We start from the raw sequence: 272 nt of genomic DNA on the forward strand, positions 1-272 counted from the left end.
CTGCTTCAATCCCTCGCCGCCTTCTGTGTTCCAGGTCCAGGCATATTTCCCTGAGCGCACAGCCAAGGCTATGCTCTGTATGTGTTTCAGGAGGTATGTCAAGGCCACCTCCGACGGCCTCAGGCCTAGGAAGGCCGCAACCTCACGGAAGTTTTGAAGCCTGTCGCTGTTGGGTGAGTACTCGCCGCGTTTGAAGTCCATGATTTTTGCTTCGTGACTCAAAAACTCGTCACGAAGGTTTTCAAATTGTTGTGGTGTCATCGTAGATCGCC

The 272-nt window shown here is 52.9% G+C and carries 1 protein-coding gene; it reads right to left on the reverse strand.

The window, feature by feature from the left end; genetic code table 11:
* A partial coding sequence (locus UU7_RS19075; RefSeq protein WP_157582452.1) for a hypothetical protein occupies positions 1-261 on the reverse strand: 261 nt, incomplete at its 3' end.
* Positions 262-272: the final 11 nt, after the last annotated feature.

Origin of the sequence: Rhodanobacter spathiphylli B39 (genome assembly GCF_000264295.1) — a bacterium.
Classification (GTDB): Bacteria; Pseudomonadota; Gammaproteobacteria; order Xanthomonadales; family Rhodanobacteraceae; genus Rhodanobacter; species Rhodanobacter spathiphylli.